Source organism: Phycicoccus sp. Root563 (genome assembly GCF_001427915.1).
GTDB lineage: Bacteria > Actinomycetota > Actinomycetes > Actinomycetales > Dermatophilaceae > Pedococcus.
Window position 1 is genome coordinate 3,657,098 of sequence record NZ_LMGM01000001.1, and the last position, 16,121, is coordinate 3,673,218.

At 71.4% G+C, this 16,121-nt stretch carries 15 protein-coding genes, 1 other RNA gene and 1 pseudogene; 9 read left to right on the top strand and 8 right to left on the bottom strand.

What is annotated here, in order from left to right; all coding sequences use genetic code 11:
• Nucleotides 1-36: 36 nt before the first annotated feature.
• The 3 genes from ASD62_RS19905 to ASD62_RS17225 all read right to left on the bottom strand — a co-directional run bounded on the left by ASD62_RS19905 (nucleotide 37) and on the right by ASD62_RS17225 (nucleotide 4,557).
• A complete protein-coding gene (locus tag ASD62_RS19905) occupies nucleotides 37-210 on the bottom strand; it encodes a CsbD family protein (RefSeq protein ID WP_082553041.1) in 174 nt (57 codons plus the stop codon).
• A gap of 154 nt (nucleotides 211-364) precedes the next feature.
• On the bottom strand, nucleotides 365-3,745 hold the full coding sequence (locus tag ASD62_RS17220; RefSeq protein WP_056917015.1) for a pyruvate carboxylase: 3,381 nt from the start codon (nucleotides 3,743-3,745) through the stop codon (nucleotides 365-367).
• Between the two features lie 197 nt (nucleotides 3,746-3,942).
• Nucleotides 3,943-4,557, bottom strand: a complete 615-nt coding sequence (locus ASD62_RS17225; protein WP_056917016.1) for an NAD(P)-dependent oxidoreductase — start codon at nucleotides 4,555-4,557, stop codon at nucleotides 3,943-3,945.
• Between the two features lie 92 nt (nucleotides 4,558-4,649).
• Between ASD62_RS17225 and ASD62_RS17230 the strand changes: the two genes are divergently transcribed.
• A complete protein-coding gene (locus ASD62_RS17230; RefSeq protein ID WP_082580912.1) occupies nucleotides 4,650-5,060 on the top strand; it encodes a helix-turn-helix domain-containing protein in 411 nt (136 codons plus the stop codon).
• Between the two features lie 66 nt (nucleotides 5,061-5,126).
• On the opposite strand, the gene ASD62_RS17235 is transcribed toward ASD62_RS17230, so the two are convergent.
• A complete protein-coding gene (locus ASD62_RS17235) occupies nucleotides 5,127-6,149 on the bottom strand; it encodes an NADP-dependent oxidoreductase (protein ID WP_056917017.1) in 1,023 nt (340 codons plus the stop codon).
• A gap of 269 nt (nucleotides 6,150-6,418) precedes the next feature.
• On the opposite strand from ASD62_RS17235, the gene ssrA reads away from it, so the two are divergent.
• Both ssrA and ASD62_RS17240 read left to right on the top strand, forming a co-directional pair.
• Nucleotides 6,419-6,785: a transfer-messenger RNA gene (gene ssrA / locus ASD62_RS19910) on the top strand.
• 126 nt (nucleotides 6,786-6,911) lie between these two features.
• On the top strand, nucleotides 6,912-7,775 hold the full coding sequence (locus ASD62_RS17240) for a phosphatase PAP2 family protein (protein ID WP_082580913.1): 864 nt from the start codon (nucleotides 6,912-6,914) through the stop codon (nucleotides 7,773-7,775).
• Here the strand turns inward: ASD62_RS17240 and ASD62_RS17245 are convergent.
• From ASD62_RS17245 to ASD62_RS17255, 3 genes are read right to left on the bottom strand one after another with little or no spacing between them, the layout of a single operon-like run.
• The gene (locus ASD62_RS17245; RefSeq protein WP_056917018.1) at nucleotides 7,715-8,353 is read right to left on the bottom strand and encodes a hypothetical protein; all 639 of its coding nucleotides are present in this window, start codon (nucleotides 8,351-8,353) and stop codon (nucleotides 7,715-7,717) included. The two genes, ASD62_RS17240 and ASD62_RS17245, sit on opposite strands and share 61 nt — an antisense overlap.
• A 46-nt stretch (nucleotides 8,354-8,399) precedes the next feature.
• Nucleotides 8,400-8,774, bottom strand: coding sequence for a thioredoxin (trxA, locus tag ASD62_RS17250; protein ID WP_056917019.1), 375 nt, complete (start codon nucleotides 8,772-8,774; stop codon nucleotides 8,400-8,402).
• Nucleotides 8,767-9,390, bottom strand: coding sequence for an SIMPL domain-containing protein (locus tag ASD62_RS17255; protein WP_056917020.1), 624 nt, complete (start codon nucleotides 9,388-9,390; stop codon nucleotides 8,767-8,769). Before ASD62_RS17255 ends, trxA begins: the two co-directional genes overlap by 8 nt.
• A 142-nt stretch (nucleotides 9,391-9,532) precedes the next feature.
• Between ASD62_RS17255 and ASD62_RS17260 the strand changes: the two genes are divergently transcribed.
• The 4 genes from ASD62_RS17260 (at nucleotide 9,533) to ASD62_RS17275 (ending at nucleotide 13,787) form a co-directional block, all read left to right on the top strand.
• Nucleotides 9,533-10,231 (top strand): class I SAM-dependent methyltransferase, encoded by a 699-nt coding sequence (locus ASD62_RS17260; RefSeq protein ID WP_082580914.1) that lies wholly within the window; start codon nucleotides 9,533-9,535, stop codon nucleotides 10,229-10,231.
• Nucleotides 10,232-10,249: 18 nt separating this feature from the next.
• The gene (locus ASD62_RS17265; protein ID WP_157581529.1) at nucleotides 10,250-10,786 is read left to right on the top strand and encodes a hypothetical protein; all 537 of its coding nucleotides are present in this window, start codon (nucleotides 10,250-10,252) and stop codon (nucleotides 10,784-10,786) included.
• Between the two features lie 134 nt (nucleotides 10,787-10,920).
• Complete coding sequence (locus ASD62_RS17270) at nucleotides 10,921-12,294, top strand: amino acid permease (RefSeq protein WP_056917494.1); 1,374 nt, start codon at nucleotides 10,921-10,923, stop codon at nucleotides 12,292-12,294.
• Between the two features lie 17 nt (nucleotides 12,295-12,311).
• Nucleotides 12,312-13,787, top strand: coding sequence for an NAD-dependent malic enzyme (locus tag ASD62_RS17275; protein ID WP_056917495.1), 1,476 nt, complete (start codon nucleotides 12,312-12,314; stop codon nucleotides 13,785-13,787).
• Here ASD62_RS17275 and ASD62_RS17280 read toward each other — a convergent pair.
• Nucleotides 13,752-14,846, bottom strand: coding sequence for an LLM class flavin-dependent oxidoreductase (locus ASD62_RS17280; RefSeq protein ID WP_200956906.1), 1,095 nt, complete (start codon nucleotides 14,844-14,846; stop codon nucleotides 13,752-13,754). The two genes, ASD62_RS17275 and ASD62_RS17280, sit on opposite strands and share 36 nt — an antisense overlap.
• Before the next feature lie 68 nt (nucleotides 14,847-14,914).
• Here ASD62_RS17280 and ASD62_RS20960 point away from each other — a divergent pair, with 68 nt between their 5' ends.
• Nucleotides 14,915-15,301 (top strand): VanZ family protein, encoded by a 387-nt coding sequence (locus ASD62_RS20960; RefSeq protein ID WP_304438303.1) that lies wholly within the window; start codon nucleotides 14,915-14,917, stop codon nucleotides 15,299-15,301.
• Nucleotides 15,302-15,515: 214 nt separating this feature from the next.
• Nucleotides 15,516-16,121: pseudogene (locus ASD62_RS20370) on the top strand (ATP-dependent helicase); the annotation flags it as partial.

Here is a 16,121-nt window from a genome sequence, read left to right on the forward strand (position 1 = left end):
GCACGTGTGGCGCACGTGACGCGCAGTGCGTGTCGGTCAGTGCTTGAAGGCGTCCTTGACCTTCTCGCCGGCCTGCTTCACGTCGGCCTCGGCCTGGTCGGCCTTGCCCTCGCCCTCGAGGCGCTCGTTGTCGGTCGCCTTGCCGGTGGCTTCCTTCGCCTTGCCGGCGAGGTCGTCCTTGGTGTTGTCGAGCTTGTCCGTGAGTCCCATGTTGCGCTCCTCGTCATCGAGTGACGCCGGGCGGTGGGCCCGGCGGCTGTGCACGACAGGCCTGGCCTGCCGACCGATCTCACTTGCACGGGAGGTGGCCGCTTCTTGACCGCCGTGCCCTTCGACCGTAACCCGCTGACGGGATATCCGCAGGTCAGGAGCCGAGCACGAGCAGGAGGTCGCCACCTTCGACCTGCTGCTGGGTGCCGATCGCGAGCCGCGTGACGGTCCCCGCGACCGGGGCGGTGATGTTGGCCTCCATCTTCATGGCCTCGATCGTGGCGACGACGGCGCCGGCCTCGATGGCCGACCCCTCCTCGACCTGGAGGCTGACGACCCCGGCGAACGGGGCGGCCACCTGGCCCTTGTCGGACGAGTCGGCCTTCTCGGCCGCCTTGACGTCGACCGCGACCTTCTCGTCGCGCACCTGGACGGGCCGCAGCTGGCCGCCCATGGTGAACATCACCGTCCGCAGGCCGCGCTCGTCGGCGTCGGAGACGGACTGCAGGCCGATGAGCAGGCGCTTGCCCGGCTCGAGGTCGATCTCGTGCTCGTTGCCGACCTCGATCCCGTGCAGGAACTCGCGGGTGCCGAGCACCGCGAGGTCGGAGTAGGAGTCGCGGGACTTCTCGAAGTCCTTGGTGGGCCCGGGGAACAGCAGGCGGTTGAGCGTCTGGCGGGGAGCCGCGCGCAGCGCCTCGGCGTCCTCGTCCGACAGGTCCGACACCCGGGGCTTGGGGTTGCGGCCCTCGAGCGCCTTGGTGCGGAACGGCTCGGGCCAGCCGCCGGGCGGGTCGCCGAGCTCGCCGGACAGGAACCCGATCACCGAGTCGGGGATGTCGTACTTCGTGGGGTTGGCCTCGAAGTCGTCCGGGTCGGCCTTGGCGCCGACCAGGGCCAGGGCGAGGTCGCCGACCACCTTGCTGCTGGGGGTGACCTTGACGATGTTGCCGAGGATCCGGTTGGCCGCGGCATACGTGTCCTCGACGGCCTCGAACCGGTCGCCGAGCCCGAGCGCGATGGCCTGCTGGCGCAGGTTGGAGAGCTGCCCACCGGGGATCTCGTGCGTGTAGACGCGGCCGGTGGGGGAGGGCAGGCCGGACTCGAACGGGAAGTAGAGCTGCCGGACGGCCTCCCAGTAGGGCTCGAGGTCGCAGGCCGCGCGCAGGTCGAGGCCCGTCTGGCGCGGGGTGCCGTCGGTGGCCGCGATGAGCGCCGACATGGCGGGCTGGCTGGTGGTGCCGGACATCGAGGCGCTCGCGACGTCGACCGCGTCGACGCCGGCGTCGATCGCGGCGAGGAGGGTGCCGAGCTGGCCACCCGGGGTGTCGTGGGTGTGCAGGTGCACCGGCTGGTCGAACCGTTCGCGCAGGGCCGTGACCAGGGTGCGGGCTGCGGGCGCGCGCAGCAGGCCGGCCATGTCCTTGATGGCGATGATGTGTGCCCCGGCCTCGGCGATCTGGTCGGCGAGGCGCAGGTAGTAGTCGAGCGTGTACAGCTTCTCGCCCGGGTTGGTCAGGTCGCCGGTGTAGCAGAGGGCGACCTCGGCGACGGCGGTCCCGGTGGCCCGGACGGCGTCGATCGCCGGGCGCATCTGGTTGACGTCGTTGAGCGCGTCGAAGATGCGGAAGATGTCGATGCCGGTGGCGGCCGCCTCCGTGACGAACGCGTCCGTGACCGCGGTCGGGTATGGCGTGTAGCCGACCGTGTTGCGCCCGCGCAGGAGCATCTGCAGCGGCAGGTTCGGCATCGCCTCGCGGAGCTGGGCGAGCCGGTCCCACGGGTCCTCGGCCAGGAACCGCAACGCCACGTCGTACGTCGCGCCACCCCAGGCCTCGACGCTGAGCAGCTGGGGGGTGAGCCGGGCGACGTACGGCGCCACGTGCATCAGGTCGCGGGTGCGGATGCGGGTCGCGAGCAGCGACTGGTGCGCGTCGCGGAACGTCGTCTCCGTCACCCCCACGGCCTCCTGGGCGCGCAGGGCGTCGGCGAACGCCTGGGGCCCCTCGCGCAGCAGTCGGTCACGGGCGCCGGGCGGGACCGGTGCGGTCGTGTCGAGGGTCGGCAGCTTGGACCGCGGCGAGACCCGGGTGCGACCCGGGCCGTGCGGCTGGTTCACCGTGACCTCGGCGAGGTAGGTGAGCAGCTTGGTGCCACGGTCGGCGGAGATGCGGGCCGTCCGCAGCTCGGGCCGCTCGTCGATGAAGGCGGTCGAGAGCCGTCCCGCCTGGAAGTCCGGCTCCTCGAGGAGGGCCTGGAGGAACGGGATGTTCGTCGAGACGCCACGGATGCGGAACTCCGCGAGCGCACGGCGGGCGCGTCGGACGGCCGTCGGGAAGTCGCGGCCCCGGCAGGTGAGCTTGACGAGCATCGAGTCGAAGTGGGCGCCGATCTCGGCGCCGACGAACACCGTGCCCCCGTCGAGGCGGACACCGGCGCCACCGGCCGAGCGGTAGGTCGTGATGCGGCCGGTGTCGGGGCGGAACTCGTTGGCCGGGTCCTCGGTGGTGATGCGGCACTGGAGCGCGGCGCCACGGATCTGCAGCGACTCCTGCGACAGCCCGAGGTCGGCGAGGGTCTCGCCGCTGGCGATCCGCATCTGCGAGCTGACCAGGTCGACGTCGGTGATCTCCTCGGTGACCGTGTGCTCGACCTGGATCCGCGGGTTCATCTCGATGAACACGTACCGGCCGTCGGGCGCGAGGAGGAACTCCACCGTGCCCGCGTTGACGTACCCGATCTCCTTGGCGAAGGCGACCGCGTGCGCGCACATCTCCTCGCGCAGGGCGGGGTCGAGGTTCGGCGCCGGGGCGATCTCGACGACCTTCTGGTGGCGGCGCTGCACCGAGCAGTCACGCTCGAAGAGGTGGATGACGTTGCCCTCGCCGTCGGCGAGGATCTGCACCTCGATGTGCCGCGGGTGGACCACGGCCTCCTCGAGGAAGACGGTCGCGTCGCCGAAGGCGGACTCCGCCTCGCGCATGCAGGCCTCGAGGGAGTCGCGCAGGTCCTCGCGCCGCTCGACGCGCCGCATACCGCGTCCGCCACCGCCGGCCACCGCCTTGGCGAACACGGGGAACCCGATCTCCTCGGCCCCCGCGATGAGCTCGTCCACGTCGGTGCTGGGGGCGGCGCTGCGCAGGGTCGGCAGGCCGGCCTTCTTGGCCGCGGCGATGGCGCGCGCCTTGTTGCCGGTGAGGTGCAGGACCGAGGCGGGCGGACCGACGAACGTCACACCGGCGGCGGCGCAGGCCTCGGCCAGGTCGGGGTTCTCCGAGAGGAAGCCGTAGCCCGGGTAGACGGCGTCGGCGCCGGCTTCGACCGCGGTGCGCACGATGCCCTCGGGGTCGAGGTAGGCGCGCACGGGGTGGCCGGCCTCGCCGATCTCGTACGCCTCGTCGGCCTTGAGCACGTGCTCGGACTTGCGGTCCTCGTAGGGGAAGACCGCGACGGTCTTGGCGCCGAGCTCGGTGGCGGCCCGGAAGGCGCGGACCGCGATCTCCCCTCGGTTGGCGACGAGCACCTTGGTGAACACGAGACCTCCTGCGAGAGCTGCCGGCAAGACCACTGGGACGAGCGTGCAGGGGAATCCTAGTGAGCGTTCGCTGGCTGAGACCGGGCGACCGCGATGCGGACAGCCCAGCGGGCGGGCCGGTCGAGTCCGGTCCGCCCGCTGCCGCGGTTCAGTGGTGGTTCGGTCGTATGGCGCGAGGGCGCCGGGTGGGGGCGGCGTCAGTTGGCCGCGGTGAACCGCTGCCGGCGGTGGCGAGGCTGCTCGAGCTCGTCGACGAGGGCGACGGCGTAGTCCTCGGCGCTGATCTGGTCGCCGGCGGGGGAGTCGAGCCCGAGGGTGAACGTCCCGGTCCGCTCGCCGGGCAGGATCACCGGTGCGGGGGAGAAGAAGGTCCAGTCGAGGTCCTGCGGTGCCGCGCGGAAGAGGTCGAGGGCGGTGGCGCCGGAGGTGGCCTCGGCGAGGTACTCCGCGGGGAAGCCGTCGCTGTCGAGCAGGCGGGTGCCGTCGGGCAGCAGGAGGGAGCCGGCACCGCCGACGAAGACGACGCGGGTGTCGCCGGCGTGGTCGATGAGGTTCTGGGTGGCGGCCAGCCACGGCTCGTGGCTCTCGCCGGTGCGGCTGGGGCCCGTGGCCGACACGATGACGTCGTGGGCGCTCGCGGCCTCGCTCACGGAGGCGGCGTCGCCGAGGTCGCCCCTGACGGACTCGACGCCGTCGATCCCGGTGTCGGCGCCGCTGCGCGACAGCGCGGTGACCTGGTGGCCGCGGGAGACGGCCTCGCGGGCGATGCGGGTGCCGATGGTGCCGGTGGCTCCGAAGAGGGCGATCTTCATGGTGGTTCAGCTCCTGGAAGTGGGGTGGACATGCTGTCGGTCTCGACAGTAACAATTGGTTACTGAGTACTTCAACGTGCTATAAGTACCTCATGGTGACCAATGCATTCCCCGGTGGGACGACCCTCGCCCGTCCGGACCGCGGCGACGCGTTCGACCCGAACTGCCCCACGCGCGTCGTCCTGGACCGCATCGGCGACAAGTGGACGGCCCTGGTCGTCGGGGCGCTGTCCACGGGGGTGCTGCGCTTCACCGAGCTCCGCACGGCGGTGGGGGGCGTGGCTCCCAAGGTGCTCACCCAGACGTTGCGCGCCCTCGAGCGGGACGGGCTGGTCATCCGTACCGTCCACGCCCAGGTCCCGCCGAGGGTGGACTACGAGTTGACCGACCTCGGCAGGTCCCTCGAGGAGCCGTTGGCGATGCTCACCGACTGGGCCGAGGTCCACGTGGCGCAGATCCTGGCCGCCCGCGAGCGGACCGAGGCGGCCGCCGCCCCGGCCTGATCCGGTCCTGCACGACGACGCCCCCGACCGGTCACCGGTCGGGGGCGTCAGCACGGGAAGGGACGCTCAGAGCCGCACGACCATCTTCCCGGTGTTGCCGCCCGCGAGGAGGCTGCGGAACCCGTCGACGGCACTCTCGATGCCCTCGACCGCAGTCTCCCGCCACGCGATGCGGCCCTCGGCCAGCCACCCGGCCATCTCCTTCTCGAACTCGGGTCGCAGGTCCTCGTGGTCGCTGACGAGGAAGCCGCGCAGGGTGAGCCGCTTGCCGATCGCCTGGAACAGGTTGCTCGGGCCGGGCACCGGCTCGGTCGCGTTGTAGGCGCTGATGGCACCGCACATCGCCACGCGTCCACCGAGGCGCAGCGCCGAGATGGCAGCCTCGAGGTGGTCGCCACCGACGTTGTCGAAGTAGACGTCGATCCCCTCGGGCGCCGCCTCCTTGAGACCGGCGGCGATGGGCTGCGCCTTGTAGTCGACGACGCGGTCGAAGCCGGCCTCGTCGACGGCCCAGCGAACCTTGTCCGGGCCGCCGGCCGAGCCGATGACGAGGGAGGCGCCCTTGAGGCGGGCGATCTGGCCGACGAGGGAGCCGACGGCCCCTGCTGCGGCGGACACGAACACCCGGTCGCCCTCACGGAGCTCAGCGGTGCGGACCAGGCCCGCGTAGGCGGTGCGTCCGGTCATGCCCATGACTCCGAGGTAGGCCGAGGGCGAGGCGAGCCCGGTGTCGACGACCCGGGCGTGACGGCCGTCGACGAGGGCGTGGGTGCGCCAGCCGTACGGGTGCAGGACGGCGTCTCCGACCTCGACGGTGGCGCCGGTGGCGTCGGTGACGTCCCCGCCGACCGCCTCCACGACGCCGACGGCGTCGCCGGTCATGGGCTGGTCGAGCTCGAACGGCGGCACGTACGACCTGGCGTCGTTCATCCGGCCCCGCATGTACGGGTCGACGGACAGGAAGGTGTTCCGCACGAGCAGCTGGCCCTCGGCGGGTTCGCCGAGCTCGGCCTCGACGAGGGCGAAGTCCGCGTCGACGGGCTCGCCGTGGGGGCGGCGGACGAGGTTCCACTGGGTGCTGGTCGTCATGGGGTGCCTTTCACGAGGGGGTGGCCCGAGAACTCCGGGCCGTTGGACGCAACCTGCTCCCCGCCGACGGTGTTCCCCGTATGGCGCGGGGGTGGGATGTCCCACACGCCTGGTTCGGCGGCACACGGGAAGGTCGCCGGTGGCCGGGAGGAAATGGATGCAGGGGGTGGTGGCGTTGGACGCTAGGATTGACCACGACAACTGAACAGCGTGTGTGTGAGCACCCCGTGCGTCGAGCAGCAGCCTTGTGAGCCGCGGCACCGGAGCATGGGGGTGATCGGTTTCGACATTGGTCGGCATATCAGGGGAAGCGGGTCGAGGATGCCTGGTTATCTCGTAAACGCTCCCGGCAAACCAATAGGTGCCAATTCCAAGCGCACCGACTTCGCCCTCGCCGCCTGAGCGAGCCACGAAGTCCGTCAGCCTGAGCTAGTTCTCGACTCAGTGTCTGGCGTCAACTAGAGAACTTGCTGCGCAGTCATGTCGGGGGACTGCGCGGGACTCTTACTCGACTGGGCCTGTCAGCGGACGTGTGCGCGCGAGCGCTGGGGCCGAGAAAATCCACAGCGCACTGCACCCGGAGAAGCCCTGGTTTCCCGTCAATGGACGCGGGTTCAATTCCCGCCACCTCCACCACTCGTGCCCACACACACGCACCAGCTGTCAGAAGGGCCCGGCTCAGGCGCCGGGCCCTTCGCCGTTCCCGGGGAGGCCTCCTCGCCGTCCCCGGCGGCCACCCGCCTGACCTGCGAGGATGGCGCGATGCTGCGCGACGACACTGCCCACGAGGAGCGAATCGGGTCCCGCGACCTCGCCGCGTGGCCCACCCCCGTCGGCCGCGCGGTGGCCCGCGCCGGTCTGGCCCTCGGTCACGGCGCCGTCCGGGTCGGGACGTGGAGCGCGGCCAACGTCGTCCTGATCGTCACGGCGCTCGTGGGCGGGCTGGCCGTCGTCGCCCTCACCGCCCTCACGGCCGAGGTCTACGAGTCGGTCGTCGAGGCGGACGGCCTCGCCGGCCTCGACCACCCGGTCCTCGACGCCGCCATCGGGTGGCGCACCCCCGGGCTGGACCACGCCGTGACCCTCTACACCGACGTCGGTGGACCGGTCGGGATGCCGGTGCTGGCTGCTCTCGCCACAGCGGTCATGGTGTGGCGCTGGCGGTCACGAACTCCCTTGGTGCTCATGGTGATCGCGGCCCTGGGGTCGTTGGCCATGACCATCACCGGGAAGCAGCTCATCGGGCGGGCCCGACCCCCGCAGTCGCTGGCGGTGCCGCCGTTCGAGACCTCCCCGTCGTTCCCGAGCGGGCACACGCTCAACGCGACGGTGCTGACCGGGATCGTGGTCTACCTGCTGCTGCGCCGGCTCGAGTCGGCGCGGGCCCGGACGGCGACCGTCGTGGCCGGGGTGCTGTTCGTCGGCTCGATGGGGCTGAGTCGGGTCTTCCTGGGCCACCACTGGCTGACCGACGTGGTGGCCGGCTGGGCGCTGGGCCTGGCCTGGGTGGCTGTGGTCGTGACCGCGCACCGGCTCTACCTCACCGTGCGCCGGGCGACACCGGGTCACGCGGGGACGTCGGCTACCCAGTGGTCGCCCTCGGGGCGGAACCCGAGTCGCTCGTAGTAGGGGTTGACCATCCCGGAGGGCGTGACGATCTGGCGCATCCCCTTGCCCCGGAACATCCCACTGCTGCGGTAGACGAACTCGCCCGGCGAGAAGTCGCGGAACCGCGGGGTCACGTAGTCCAGCTCGACCCGGGCGATGCCGTCGCCGGAGTCGCGCACCACGACCACGCCGACGGTCTCGTTGCCCCGCTCGACGAGGTAGGCGCTGCGGCCGTCGCCGAGCCCACCCGTGCCGGGGGAGGCGTCGAACCGCGGGAAGTAGCGGGCGATGTCGGCGGCCTGCACCTTGAGGAAGTGCTGCAGGTACGACTCGTCAGGACCGACGGCGACCACCTCGTACACCTTCTCGTCGCCGCGCTCGCGCACCAGGCGGACGATGAACCACACGTTGATGCCGGCGATGACGAGGTTCATGGCCACCATCGGCCAGACCATGAGCATCGCGTTGAACACGGTGAGCGTGCAGCTGGCGACGAGGTTGAGCAGCCGGAAGCGCAGCACCCTCGCCTGGAGGAGGGAGAAGACGAGCAGTGCCGAACCGGCCCACCCGAGAGCCTGAACGGACCACGACGTCATGGCTCAAGTGTGGCGCACCGACGGGGGTGGGCCGGACCACGACGGGTCAGGCCTGCTGCTGCGCCTTCTGGGCCTCGACGTCGGCCTTGACGGCCTCCATGTCCAGTCCCTGCACCTTGGTGATGACGTCCTCGAGCATCGGCGCGGGCAGTGCGCCGGCCTGGGCGAAGACGAGGATGCCGTCGCGGAACGCCATGAGCATCGGGATCGAGGTGATGTTGGCGGCGGCGGCGAGAGCCTGCTCGGCCTCGGTGTCGACCTTGCCGAACACGATGTCGGGGTGCTGCTCGGAGGCCGCCTCGTAGACCGGCCCGAAGCGCTTGCACGGGCCGCACCACTCGGCCCAGAAGTCGACGAGGACGGTGCCCTCCTCGAGGATCGTCTTCTCGAAGTTCTGCGCGGTCAGGGTCGTGCTAGCCATGTGTCTGCTTCCAGTCCCAACGGACCACGACGGTCGCGGTCACGGTGTGCTCACCCAGCTCGACGGAGGTGTCCGCCACACGGCCTGCCATCATGGCCATCCGCGGCTGGGGTCCACCCTGCACAACGTCACAGAGCGCGCGGACCTTCCCCAGCTCGCGTCCGGCCAGGGCGGCATACTGCTCGGCCTTGGTCCGCGCGTCGAGGAAGGCGGCCTCGCGCGCCCGGGCGTGGAGGGGTTCGGGGTCCGCCACGTCGAGACCGATGTGGTCGATGGTCAGCGCGTTGCCGGCCGCGCCGACGAACGCCTCGACGAGGGTGCCGACCAGGTCGGCGTCCCGCACGGTCACCGAGAGGTTCTGGTATGCCGTGTAGCCCACGACCGTGACTCCCTGCGGGTCGTGCCGCGGGTGCACGCCGGTGTCGGTGGTTCGCAGGTCCGCGGGGGCGACACCGTGGTCGCGGGCGGCCTGGCCCAGCCCGCTCGCCCGGCTCCCGGCGTCGGACAACGCCGTGGACACGTCGTCGGCGTCCACGCGCACGCCCACCCGCAGGCGCACGACGTCCGGGACGGCCGAGGCACGTCCGGTCCCGCTGACCTCGATCTGGCTGCTCATCCGCCCAGCCTAGGCCGGGCAGGCGGGCTGGCGGAGGGCTGGAGGAGGGCTGGAGGAGGGCGGGGAGGATCGGTGGAGGGCTGCTGTCGGCAACTCGTGGTTGGCTGGTCGTCGTACCGTCAGGAAGGACAGGCACGACCGCATGACTCAGCGCACCCACACCTCGATCAGCCTTCTCGGCACCACGACCTCGCAGGACCTCGACCTCGACCAGGTCCGTCGCTACTGGGACGACTTCGCGGCCGAGTACGACACCTACCCCGACCACGGCCTGCTCGACTCCGACATCCGGGCCGCCTGGAAGGACCTGCTGCGCACCTGGCTGCCGGCCCGTCCCGCCCGGGTCGCGGACCTCGCGTGCGGCACAGGCTCGATGACCGCGCTGGCCGCCGAGCTCGGCCACCAGGTCAGCGGGGTCGACCTCTCGGGGGAGATGGTGGCCCGGGCGCGGGCGAAGACCGCTCCGTTCGGCAGTGCCGTCGAGGTGGTGCAGGGTGACGCGGGTGCTCCGCCGCTGGCCGAGGGGACGTTCGATGTCGTGCTGGCGCGCCACATCCTCTGGACCCTGCCCGAACCCCTGGCCGCCCTGCGCTCGTGGGTGCGGCTGCTGCGTCCCGGCGGCCGCCTCGTGCTCGTCGAGGGCCGCTGGGGGATGGAGGACGCGGCCGACCAGGCGTCCACGTCCTGGCGGTCCGGGGTGCCGTCGGTCGAGCTCGCGGCCGTCGTCCGTGAGCTCGTGGGGGAGCCGGCCGTCGTCCAGCTCACGGACTCGACCTACTGGGGCAAGGAGATCGAGCACCAGCGATACCTCCTGACCGTCCAGCTGGGCGCGACCCCATGAGCCGGCGGAGTGCCCGCCGTGGCTGAGCAGGCGGCCGGACCCGGCGACGCGGGTCAGGTCACAGGGTCTGTCACGGGGTCCGTCGCGGGGTCCGTCTCAGGGTCCGTCGGGTCACCCGCGGCGGCGAGTCGTGCCGTTCAGGTCGTCGGCTGGGCCTTCGTCGTCCTCGCGGCGCTCATGGTCCCGTGGACGGCCTACCTCACCCTGCACCTGCCGAGCTCGCAGGCCGCCGCCCACTACGACCTGGCCTGGGGCGGGTTCGACGTGGCGATGTTCGTGGCCCTGGCCGCCACCGCGTGGTCGGCGTTGCGGTTGCACACCACGCTGCCACCGCTCGCGGCCGTCACGGGGACGCTGCTCGTCGTCGACGCGTGGTTCGACGTCGTGACGGCCCCGGCCGCGGACGACCGGTGGGTCGCCGTCGCCATGGCCGTGCTCGTCGAGCTGCCCCTCGCCGGCGTGTGCCTCTGGCTCGCGGTCACCGGTCACCAGCTCGTCATCCGTCGCCTGCGTCGACGTGCCCGAGGACGCCCCGGTTTGCGTCGAGAGGGCTGAGCCGCCACAGTCCTCGGGTGAGTCATTCGAGCAGCAGCACCGCGACCGACGCCTCCACCCCGGAGCCGGACCCGACCTCCGGAGGGCCCGAGGGGAGCCACCTCCAGGCCGGGCTCAAGCCCCGGCACGTCACGATGATCTCGATCGCCGGGGTCATCGGGGCAGGCCTGTTCGTCGGCTCCGCCAAGGCGATCGCCACGGCCGGCCCGGCCGTGCTCATCGCCTACGCCCTGGCCGGCACCCTCGTGGTCCTCGTCATGCGCATGCTCGGCGAGATGGCCACGGCGCAGCCCGACACGGGGTCGTTCTCGACGTACGCCGACCGCGCCCTCGGCCCGTGGGCCGGCTTCTCCATCGGCTGGCTCTACTGGTGGTTCTGGGTCATCGTCATCCCGGTCGAGGCGACCGCCGGGGCCTTCATCCTGGGCGACTGGTTCCCCGGGGTCCCGCAGTGGGTGTTCGCCCTGCTCATCACCGCTCTGCTCGTCGTGACGAACCTGTTCAGCGTCGGCAACTACGGCGAGTTCGAGTTCTGGTTCGCCCTCGTCAAGGTCGTCGCGATCGTGGCGTTCATCACCGTCGGCGTGCTCGCGATCTTCGGGATCCTGCCCGGCTCGGACACCTCGGGCATCGGCAACCTCACCCAGCACGGCGGGTTCATGCCCAACGGCTTCGGCGCCGTGCTCTCGGCCATGCTCGTCACGATGTTCACGTTCATGGGCACCGAGATCGTCACCATCGCCGCCGCGGAGTCGCCCAACCCCGAGTCCGGCATCCGGCGTGCGGTCAACTCGGTGATCTGGCGGATCAGCCTGTTCTACCTCGGCTCGATCTTCGTGGTCGTCGCCCTCGTGGCCTGGAACGACCCCGCGCTGGTCGACGGCAACTCCGGTTCGTACCAGGTCGCCCTGGAGCGGATGGGCCTCGGAGGCCTGACCACCGTGCTCGAGTTCGTCATCCTCACGGCGGTGGCGAGCTGCCTGAACTCCGCCCTCTACACCGCCTCCCGCATGGCCTTCTCCCTGTCCAGCCGCGGCGACGCGCCGGCGGGCTGGTCCCGCACCACGAGCCGGGGCGTCCCGGCCAACGCGATCATCGCGAGCTCGGTCGTCGGCTTCCTCGGCGTGATCGGCAACTACCTGCTGCCCGAGAAGATCTTCGGCTACCTGCTGGCCAGCTCCGGGGCCATCGCCCTGTTCGTCTACCTCGTCATCGCACTCTCCCAGCTGCGGATGCGCCGTCAGCTCGACGACGCGGGCACGCAGCCCGCCGTGCGCATGTGGCTGTACCCGGGCCTGACCTACGCCACGATCACCTTCATCGTCGCGGTGCTCGTCCTCATGCTGGTCCAGGAGGGCCACCGCCTCGAGCTCGGGCTCAGCCTGGCGCTCGCCGCCGTGATCCTCGCGATCGGTGTCTCCCGGAGGGGCGCCGGCGGTCACGGACCCGCCGGAAAGGGACCGGTCGGCGAGACCGAGCAGGTCCCGGTTCGGCCTACCCCCCGGTAATCGGGACAATGCACGGCATGACCGCCGTGCCCTCCGTGTCCAACTCCATCACCGTCCGTCTGACGCTCCCTGCCCGCGCCACCGCGGTCTCCGAGCTCACCGGGATCATCGAGAAGAGCGGGGGGCTGGTCACCGGGCTCGACGTCACGGCGTCGGGTGCCGGCCGCATCCGGGTCGACGTCACCGCAGCAGCGCGGGACACCACGCACGCCGACGAGATCGTCGAGCAGATGCGCGCCGTGCACGGCGTCGAGATCGGCAAGGTGTCCGATCGCACCTTCCTCGTGCACCTCGGCGGCAAGCTCAAGATCGAGTCGAAGGTCCCGATCCGCAACCGTGACGACCTCTCGCTGATCTACACCCCCGGCGTGGCCCGGGTGTGCATGGCGATCGCCAACAACCCGGCGGACGCACGCCGCCTGACCATCAAGCGCAACACCGTCGCGGTCGTCACCGACGGCTCGGCCGTCCTCGGACTGGGCAACATCGGCCCGCTCGGGGCGCTCCCGGTCATGGAGGGCAAGGCGGCGCTGTTCAAGCGCTTCGCCGACATCGACGCGTTCCCGATCTGCCTCGACACCCAGGACACCGAGGAGATCATCACCGCCGTCAAGGCGATCAGCCCGGTCTTCGCCGGCATCAACCTCGAGGACATCTCGGCGCCGCGGTGCTTCGAGATCGAGGCCCGGCTGCGCGAGGAGCTGGACATCCCCGTCTTCCACGACGACCAGCACGGCACCGCGATCGTCACGCTCGCCGCCCTGCGCAACGCGTTGCGCGTGGTCGGCAAGGAGCTCAGCGAGTCCAAGGTCGTCCTCAGCGGTGCGGGCGCCGCCGGCACCGCGATCCTCAAACTGCTCCTCAAGGCCGGGGCGCAGGACGTCGTCGTCGCCGACCAGTACGGCGTGGTGCACAGCGCGCGCGAGGACCTGGCCGCGGACGGCCAGGAGAACCTCCGCTGGGTGGCCGAGCACACCAACACGCGTGGGCTGACGGGGACCCTCAAGGAGGCCGTGGGCGGCGCCGACGTCTTCATCGGCGTCTCCGCCCCGGGCATCCTCACCGGCGACGACATCGCCACCATGAACGACAAGGCGATCGTGTTCGCGATGGCCAACCCCGAGCCGGAGGTGGACCCCGCAGCAGCCGCCGAGCACGCTGCGGTCGTGGCCACGGGTCGTTCGGACTTCGCCAACCAGATCAACAACGTCCTGGTCTTCCCGGGCGTCTTCCGCGGCCTGCTCGACGCGGCGTCGACCTCGATCGACCTCGACGTGATGCTGGCCGCCGCCAAGGCGCTGTCGGAGGTCGTGCACCCCGACGAGCTCAACGCGGCCTACATCATCCCGAGCGTCTTCCACCCGGACGTGTCGAAGGTGGTCGCTGCCGCCGTCAAGGCAGCGGTGCTGGGGCAGAGCCCCGAGGCGGTCGAGCGCGCAGCGGTCGCCGAGGCAGGGTCACCCACGGGCGACGAGGCCGAACTCCTGCGCTAGCAGCTCCAGGCTGCGCAGCTTCGCGTCGAGGTCGGGCGTCGGTGCCACGAGGGTGATCTCGTCGGCGCCCGCCTCGTCCGCGAGGGCCGTGAGGCCCTTGGCGACGTCGCTGGCAGGACCGGCGAAGACCCGCCCCTCGAGGCTCGGCGCGATCCGGGCGAAGTCCTCGGAGAGCCGGAACTCGCGGATGTCGGCAGCGCTGGGTCGGGTGGTGTCGCCACTGCGGATCCGGCGCATCTGCAGGGCCCAGCCGGCCCGGAAGTCGGCGGCCACGTCCTCGTCGTCGGTGGCCAGCGCGAGCACGGAGATGATGACGCGGGGCGTGTCACCGACCAGGCCGGGACGGAAGTTCCGGCGGTACGCCTGCAGCGCGTCGACCGCGAGCTCGGGTGCCATGTGGTGGGCGAACACCGTCGTCATGCCGTTGGCCGCCGCGAACGACGAGCCCCACCCGCTCGACCCGAGCATGAGCAGCTCCGGCGAGGTGTCCACGACCGGGGTGGCCAGGACCGCCTTGAACGGGTGGTCGTCGGGCCAGGTGTCGGACAGGAAGGCCAGCAGCTCACCGGCCTGCTGCGGGAAGTCGTCGGCCGACAGGGCCTCCCGCGAACGACGCAGCGCGAACGCCGTGAGCTGGTCGGTGCCCGGCGCCCGCCCGAGGCCGAGGTCGATGCGCCCCGGGTGCAGCATCTCCAGCGTCTTGAACCACTCGGCCACCTTGAGGGGGGAGTGGTTCGGCAGCATGATCCCGGCCGCGCCGACCCGGATGCCCGAGGTCTGCCCCGCCAGGTGGGCGATGAGGATCTCGGGGGAGCTGCTCGCCAGCCCGGCGAAGCTGTGGTGCTCGCTGATCCAGTACCGCGCGTAGCCGAGCCGGTCGGCCGCCTGCGCCACCCGGGTGCTGCGGGCGATGGCGTCCTGGGCGCTCTGGCCGGCGGGGACGTCGACGAAGTCCAGCAACGACAACGGCCGGGTATGCGGTGTGGCGGGCTCGGGGGCTGGCGTTGCGGTCAGGGGGTCGGTCGCCGTGGCGGTGGTCGGTTCGTTCGTCGCAGTCACGTGGTGGGCAACACCGAGCGGCCGTGGCCGATTCCGCGGCGGGTGACCACGCCGCATACGCTGACCGGGTGAGCCTGCCGACCGACGTGAGCGAGCGGCCGGGGCGGACGGTGTCGCCGTGGTCGGCCTCGCGCGTGGCCGCGCTGGTGGTGGTCGCCGTGCACCTGGCGGCGCTGTACTGGCCGCGGGTCGACATCGTGGGGCCGGTGACCTGGACCGACAAGGTCGTGCACGTGCTGCTCTTCGGGGTGCCGACGGTGCTGGTCCTGAGGGCCTGGCCACGACGCTGGGCGCTGGTCGGGCTGCTGGCCCTGCACGCACCGGTCAGCGAGCTCGTCCAGCACTTCCTGCTTCCGAACCGGTCGGGGGATCCGTGGGACGCCGTGGCCGACCTCGGGGGAGTGGTGCTGGGGGTCACGCTGGCCGTGGTCGGAAGGCGTCGCCGGCGCTGGTAGTATTGGACTGCTCAGTTCGGCAGGCGCCTGGCAGCGCCACCGGAGGCACAGTGGCCTCACCACGTTTTCCCCGATTCCGACTGAGCCCCACCGGATGACAACTGTTGATCCGGTCCAGCGGGCGCTGATGCGCCTGAGGCTCGTCTTCACCGTCGCCCTCGCCAGGTGGCTCGAGACGTGTCTACCTCGAGCACCTGAAGTGAGTTGAATATCTGTGCCCAAGAACCAGCGATCCGGCGCGCCCAAAAAGGCCCGTTGGACCCCTGACCAGAAGGCTGCCGCGAAGAAGGGCCCCAAGAAGGCCCACCGCGGACAGTCGGCTGCAGGCGGAGCTGCCGCCTCCCGTCCGGCCCGTGACGCCGACCGCCTGGCGCGTCGCGAGTTCAGCCGTGACGACAGCCGCGGCGAGCGCCGCCCCACCACCGACCGCGGCCCCCGCCGCGAGTTCAACCGTGACGACCGCCCCGCGCGTTCGTTCAACCGGGACGACCGGCCCCAGCGCCGCGACTCCCGTGACGAGCGCCCCGCGCGCTCGTTCAACCGTGACGACCGGCCCCAGCGCCGCGAGTTCAACCGTGACGACCGCCCGGTCCGTCGCTTCGACCGTGACGACAACCGTGGCCCGCGCCGCGAGTTCTCCCGCGATGAGCGCCCCCAGCGCAGCACCTACTCCCGTGAGGACCGCCCCGTGACCCGCTTTTCCAATGATGACAACCGTGGCCCGCGTCGTGACGCCGGCCGTGACGACCGCCCCGCTCGCACGTTCAACCGTGACGACCGTCCGGCCCGCACGTTCAACCGCGACGAGCGTCCCGCGCGT

Bases quoted from the DNA above. Each gene is read 5' to 3' on its own strand.
- ASD62_RS17225 (WP_056917016.1), bottom strand. From the start codon at position 4,557: ATGAAGATCGCCCTCTTCGGAGCCACCGGCACCATCGGCACCCGCATC.
- ASD62_RS17255 (WP_056917020.1), bottom strand. From the start codon at position 9,390: ATGAGCAGCCAGATCGAGGTCAGCGGGACCGGACGTGCCTCGGCCGTC.
- ASD62_RS17260 (WP_082580914.1), top strand. From the start codon at position 9,533: ATGACTCAGCGCACCCACACCTCGATCAGCCTTCTCGGCACCACGACC.
- ASD62_RS17230 (WP_082580912.1), top strand. From the start codon at position 4,650: ATGGTGACCAATGCATTCCCCGGTGGGACGACCCTCGCCCGTCCGGAC.
- ASD62_RS17270 (WP_056917494.1), top strand. From the start codon at position 10,921: ATGATCTCGATCGCCGGGGTCATCGGGGCAGGCCTGTTCGTCGGCTCC.
- ASD62_RS19905 (WP_082553041.1), bottom strand. From the start codon at position 210: ATGGGACTCACGGACAAGCTCGACAACACCAAGGACGACCTCGCCGGC.
- ASD62_RS17235 (WP_056917017.1), bottom strand. From the start codon at position 6,149: ATGACGACCAGCACCCAGTGGAACCTCGTCCGCCGCCCCCACGGCGAG.
- ASD62_RS17245 (WP_056917018.1), bottom strand. From the start codon at position 8,353: ATGACGTCGTGGTCCGTTCAGGCTCTCGGGTGGGCCGGTTCGGCACTG.
- trxA (WP_056917019.1), bottom strand. From the start codon at position 8,774: ATGGCTAGCACGACCCTGACCGCGCAGAACTTCGAGAAGACGATCCTC.
- ASD62_RS17240 (WP_082580913.1), top strand. From the start codon at position 6,912: ATGCTGCGCGACGACACTGCCCACGAGGAGCGAATCGGGTCCCGCGAC.
- ASD62_RS17275 (WP_056917495.1), top strand. From the start codon at position 12,312: ATGACCGCCGTGCCCTCCGTGTCCAACTCCATCACCGTCCGTCTGACG.